The sequence below is a fragment of the Binatus sp. (SeqCode) genome, from assembly GCF_035272065.1.
In the GTDB taxonomy this organism is placed as follows: domain Bacteria; phylum Desulfobacterota; class Binatia; order Binatales; family Binataceae; genus Binatus.
The window spans coordinates 1-4,993 of sequence record NZ_DATEQZ010000101.1 but is presented as its reverse complement, the minus strand read 5'-3'; the positions used below and the strand labels follow the sequence as shown (position 1 = coordinate 4,993).

The 4,993-nt window shown below is 62.8% G+C and carries 5 protein-coding genes, 1 tRNA gene and 1 pseudogene; 3 read left to right on the top strand and 4 right to left on the bottom strand.

The features are described 5' to 3' along the window. Both VJX68_RS16825 and dksA read right to left on the bottom strand, forming a co-directional pair. Nucleotides 1–776 (bottom strand): UTP--glucose-1-phosphate uridylyltransferase (locus VJX68_RS16825; protein ID WP_324096874.1); only part of this gene is annotated, 776 nt, incomplete at its 3' end. A gap of 31 nt (nucleotides 777–807) precedes the next feature. Then, entirely contained in the window at nucleotides 808–1,167 is a 360-nt protein-coding gene (gene dksA / locus VJX68_RS16820) for an RNA polymerase-binding protein DksA (RefSeq protein WP_324096873.1), read from the bottom strand. Between the two features lie 70 nt (nucleotides 1,168–1,237). On the opposite strand from dksA, the gene larC reads away from it, so the two are divergent. Further along, nucleotides 1,238–2,422, top strand: coding sequence for a nickel pincer cofactor biosynthesis protein LarC (larC, locus tag VJX68_RS16815; protein ID WP_324096872.1), 1,185 nt, complete (start codon nucleotides 1,238–1,240; stop codon nucleotides 2,420–2,422). After that, nucleotides 2,419–3,072 (top strand): radical SAM protein, encoded by a 654-nt coding sequence (locus tag VJX68_RS16810; protein ID WP_324096871.1) that lies wholly within the window; start codon nucleotides 2,419–2,421, stop codon nucleotides 3,070–3,072. The genes larC and VJX68_RS16810 overlap by 4 nt, the downstream gene beginning before the upstream one ends. A gap of 199 nt (nucleotides 3,073–3,271) precedes the next feature. Here VJX68_RS16810 and VJX68_RS16805 read toward each other — a convergent pair whose 3' ends face one another. Further along, nucleotides 3,272–4,273 carry an NAD(P)H-dependent flavin oxidoreductase gene (locus VJX68_RS16805; RefSeq protein WP_324096870.1) on the bottom strand — a complete coding sequence of 334 codons (1,002 nt, stop codon included), beginning with the start codon at nucleotides 4,271–4,273 and terminating at the stop codon, nucleotides 3,272–3,274. A gap of 126 nt (nucleotides 4,274–4,399) precedes the next feature. Here VJX68_RS16805 and VJX68_RS16800 point away from each other — a divergent pair. Continuing rightward, a tRNA-Ser gene (locus tag VJX68_RS16800) sits at nucleotides 4,400–4,491 on the top strand. Nucleotides 4,492–4,707: 216 nt separating this feature from the next. On the opposite strand, the pseudogene VJX68_RS16795 reads toward VJX68_RS16800, so the two are convergent. Further along, a pseudogene (locus VJX68_RS16795) lies at nucleotides 4,708–4,993 on the bottom strand (recombinase family protein); the annotation flags it as partial.

Below are 4,993 nucleotides of genomic sequence, written 5' to 3'. Positions count from 1 at the left end.
CCGACGCGATCGCCCAGGTCGTAGCGGACGCCCTCGAACTCGTAGCCGTAAATCTTGCGCCGCGCGGTCAGCGCCATCAGCGCATCGGTCAACTGAATTTCACCACCGGCGCCCGGCTTGCCCGCGGCGAGCAATTCGAAGATGTCGGGCGTCAGCACGTAGCGTCCCATGATTGCCAATTCGCTGGGCGCTTTTTCGGGCGGTGGCTTCTCGACCATCCCGCGGAGTTCGTAAGTGCGCTCGCCGGCGGCTACCGCATCGACGATGCCGTATTTCGAGATCTCGCTGCGCGCGACTTTAAGCAGCGCGACCACCGGCGCGTCGCGCGTCTCGGCCACGTCAAGGAGCTGGCGAAGGCACGGCCGTGGGCAATCGAAGATGTCATCGGGAAGCATCACGGCGAACGGCTCGTCGCCGACCGCCTCGTGCGCTTGCAGCACCGCATGACCGAGGCCGAGCGGATGCCGCTGTTCGGCGATCGTAATCCGCGCGGGATTATTGCTGCGCCGGACGAGTTCGAGGATGTCGCGTTTGCCGCGTTCTTCGAGATGGCGCTCGAGTTCCGCGTTGGGCTTGAAGTGATCGACGACGGTCGTCTTGCCTGGGCTGATGACGATAATGATCTCCGCGATGCCCGAGGCGACCGCCTCCTCGACGACGACCTGGATCGCCGGCGTGTCGACCACCGGCAAAATTTCCTTGGGGATCACCTTCGACGACGGGAGCATCCGCGTGCCCATCCCGGCCGCGAGAATGACCGCCTTTTTTACTTTCATAGCAGTGCGATTTTCCAGGTTGGCGGAGCGCTCAGATCTTCGACTCGCGCGCTTCCTGCGCGGACTTGCACGCGATGCATAGCGTGGTGACGGGACGCGCCTTCAGCCGCTCGATGCCGATTTCGCCGCCGCATTCCTCGCATTGCCCGTACGAGCCGTCTTCGATTCGCGCGAACGCCTCGCCGATTTTGCTGAGCAGCTTGCGCTCGCGATCGCGCATCCGCAGCAGGAAATTGCGGTCCGACTCCAGCGCGGCCCGGTCGGTCGGGTCGGCGTAGGCCTCTTCCGACTCGCTGTTCATGGTGCCGACCGCGCGCTCCGATTCATTGAGAATGTCGCGTTTGCGGCCTTCGAGGAGTTTTCGAAAGAGCTTGAGGTCTCTTTGCCTCACGGTTGAACTATCCGCTACGAACCGAGTTTTTGATTCTATAGACGCCCTGCTACCATGTAAAGATTGGGCGATGAAAACGGCTTATCTCGACGCGTTCTCCGGCCTGAGTGGCGACATGATCGTCGGCGCAATCCTCGACTGCGGTGCCGATTTTCCCGAATTCGAGCGCGCGATCAAGTCGATGCCGATTGCAGGTTATCGGCTCTCGACCCGGCGCAAAGTTTCCAGCGGAATCTCAGCGCTCAAGTTCGACGTCGCCGTGACCGAGCCTCAGCCGGAGCGTCACTTCGGTGAGATTCGCGCGCTGATCGACGCATCGCCGCTGGCCGCCACAGTCAGAAATCGCGCAATCTCGATCTTCGAAGTGCTAGCGCAGGCCGAGGCGAAGATTCACAACACGACGCCCGACCGCGTTCACTTCCACGAGGTCGGCGCGGTCGATTCGATCATCGATATTGTCGGCACTGCGTGGGGTCTCGAGCACCTGGGCGTCGGCGACGTGCTCGTGTCGGCGCTCCCGATGGGCAACGGGTTCGCGCGGTCGCAGCACGGAGTAATTCCCGTGCCGGCGCCGGCGACGGCCGAGTTGCTGTCAGGATTCCCACTGAAAATCGGCGACGGCCCGCACGAGATGGTTACGCCGACGGGCGCGGCGGTCGTTCGCGCGCTCGCGCGTCCCGCGGCAATCCCGCTCGCTTTCGAAGTTGAGAAAATCGGCTACGGCGCGGGCGCGCGCGAGCTGGAGGATAGGCCCAACGTGTTGCGCCTGATGCTCGGGCGCGAGCGCTCCTCGTTCGACAGCGACGAGATGATCGAGATCTCCGCGAACATCGATGACCTCAGTCCGCAGATTTACGACCATGTGATGAATCGGCTATTCGACGCCGGTGCGCGCGACGTGACGCTCACGCCGACAATGATGAAGAAGGGCCGTCCCGCGGTGACGCTGGGCGTGCTCGCCGAGGCCGCGCGCCGCGATGCGCTCGCGGAGATTATTTTCGCGGAGACTTCGACGATCGGTTTGCGGTTCCATGCGGTCGAACGGATGAAACTGCATCGCGAGATTCGCGAAGTCGAGACACGATGGGGCAAGGTCCGGGTCAAGGTATCCGGCGCGATTGGCGGCGAGCCCGCCACAATTTCGCCCGAGTATGACGACTGCCGTCGAATCGCGGCGGAGCACAAAGTCGCGCTGCGCGTCGTGATGGAAGAGGCGCGCGACGCCGCACGAGTTCGCGTGTCGGGCGAGAAATGATTTCCGAGCGCCTGCACATCAACGAGATTTTCTACAGCATCCAGGGTGAATCCACGCATGCGGGGCGCCCATGCGTGTTCGTGCGGCTCACCGGATGCAACCTGCGATGCAAATGGTGCGACACCGAGTACGCATTCTTCGAAGGCCGGCAGATGCCGATCGCGGACGTAGTAAAAATAATTCGGGGCTACCGATGCGACTTGGTCGAAGTGACCGGCGGCGAACCGTTGCTTCAGGAGGGCGTGTATCCGCTGACTGACGCGATGCTCGAATCCGGCGCGACCGTGATGATCGAGACGTCGGGGACGGTTGACGTACGCAAGCTCGACCCGCGCGTCATCAAGATCATGGACCTCAAATGTCCGGGCAGCGGCGAATGCGAACAAAATCTTTGGAGCAACCTCGACCATCTGACTATGCGCGACGAGATAAAATTCGTAGTCGCCGACCGTGCGGACTACGAATGGACCAGGGATGCAATCGTGACACGCGACCTCGCGCGGCGCGCCGGCGCGTTACTATTGAGTCCCGTGTTCGGACAACTGGAGCCCGCCGCGCTCGCGGCGTGGATACTCGAGGATCGATTGCCGGCGCGAATGCAATTGCAGATGCATAAGCAGATCTGGCCGGGCATCTCGCGCGGCGTGTGATTCCGAATTCCCTCGCCCGTTTGTCGGGAGCGGCTAACGCTCGTCTTCGAGCGGCGGGTGAGGGACCAAAAATTTGCCTGGATTCCGGATGTGAGGTACAGACAACTTCGCCGCACAGATGTCCCTCACCCTAGCTCTCTCCCGACAAACGGGCGAGGGAATAAGAACGGCGAAGGAATTAGACGGTCGCCTGCTACTCTTATCGCGACGGCGCCGCGGAATGCTGCCGCACGGGATCGCCTGACAGCAACTGCTGCGCTTTGCGCAGCGCCGCTTCGGTCTCGCGCAGCAGATCGGCGAACACTTCGGCCGCGGGCTTGATCTCGTGGATCAGTCCCGCGCCCTGTCCGGTCGGCATGAAGGTGCGATTGGGATCGACGTCGGCGCCGCCGCGGCCGGTGTAGTTCATGACGCCGTTGCGTGTCGAGGTCTGCGCCTGCAGCGGGAACGGCTGAATCTTCGACGGGTCTTTCTCCCATTCAAGCGCGTACTCGGTGCGTATGACGCGACAGGTCTTGCCGGTGTACGCGCGCGTGCGCAAGGTGGAATCCTCGTGCGCTCTGACGATCGCCTCGCGATAGCCTTGCGCCGCCTGCGCCTCGGGCGTCGCGATAAAGCGCGTGCCGATCACGACGCCTTGCGCACCGACCGTGAGCGCCGCGGCGATCTGCCGTCCGTCGGCGATTCCCCCCGCGGCCAGCACTGGCAGCTTCACCGCGTCGATCATCTGCGGCACCAGCGAGAGCATCCCGATCTCTCCGGTATGTCCGCCCGCCTCGGTCCCTTGCGCGACGACCACGTCGGCGCCGGCATTCTGCGACTTGATCCCGTGATGGACCTTGCCGCACATCACGACGATCTTCATCCCGTTGTCATGCATCACCTTGACGAATTCCTGTGGCACCGAAAGCCCGGCAACGAACACCTTGATCTTTTCTTCGATCATCACGGGCACGTGCGGACGCATCATGTCGGGAATCGGCGCGAGCAGATCGACGGCGAACGGTTTGTCGGTCAGCTCGCGAGTCTTGCGGATTTCCGCGCGCAGATCGTCGGGGCTCAGCGACGCGGCGCCAATAACGCCGAGTCCGCCCGCGTTGGAAACCGTGGCGACGAGCTTGTGCATCGCGACCCCGCCCATCCCGGCGAGCAGAATCGGATACTTGATTCCAAAGTAATCGCAAATCGGCGTATGCAGCATCGAAACGTCTCCGGTAGTGAGCCGTCTGTGCGACTGGCTCCTCATGACTTCTTAGTTGGCGGGTGCCAGACGATCAAGCGCGCGTGTGGCCCCGCGTTCGGGCGTGATGCATAATCGCGTTCGCGCGGAGAGGTGGCCGAGCCCGGTTTAAGGCGCACGCCTGGAACGCGTGTAGACTCGAAAGGGTCTCGGGGGTTCGAATCCCCCCCTCTCCGCCACACAGTCTGTAGTGCTTCCCTACAATCTAGAGTGGGCGGAAAATCCCCGCGTGACGCGGCGCTTGTGCGCTTGATGCGAACCGGAGAGCGCGAGTCCTGCACCCGATTCGGCGAATTTCTCGGGTTTGTCTCCAGGCGCAGAAAAGCCGGTTCGCTTCACGGTTCGAGCAAAATTCGCTCGTCCATCGCCTTTCTGAAATGGGGCCGGTCGCGGCTCTAGGCGATTCCGATCGCCTTCAACTGCGCCGGCCATTCGAGCGGCAGATCGACCCGGTTGAGCAGCGTCTCCGCGTTAAGCTCAGCGGGCTGACATCCGCGGCAGATTGCTTCGACGATGCTGGGTGCTGTGAATGCCAAGCGGGAGAGACGCTCGACGTAACGCACAGCGATGCTCTCGCGTCGCGCGATCTCCGCTAACGAGCGCACGCTGCCGGAGGCCAACTCTTCAAACCACCCCCTCGAACGCGCCACCGCCTTGAACAGTGCGGGATCTACCCTCCGC

What these genes read in the sequence shown, in the direction of transcription:
- larC (WP_324096872.1), top strand. Translation starts at nt 1,238, where the DNA reads ATGAAAACGGCTTATCTCGACGCGTTCTCCGGCCTGAGTGGCGACATG.
- VJX68_RS16805 (WP_324096870.1), bottom strand. Translation starts at nt 4,273, where the DNA reads ATGCTGCATACGCCGATTTGCGATTACTTTGGAATCAAGTATCCGATT.
- VJX68_RS16810 (WP_324096871.1), top strand. Translation starts at nt 2,419, where the DNA reads ATGATTTCCGAGCGCCTGCACATCAACGAGATTTTCTACAGCATCCAG.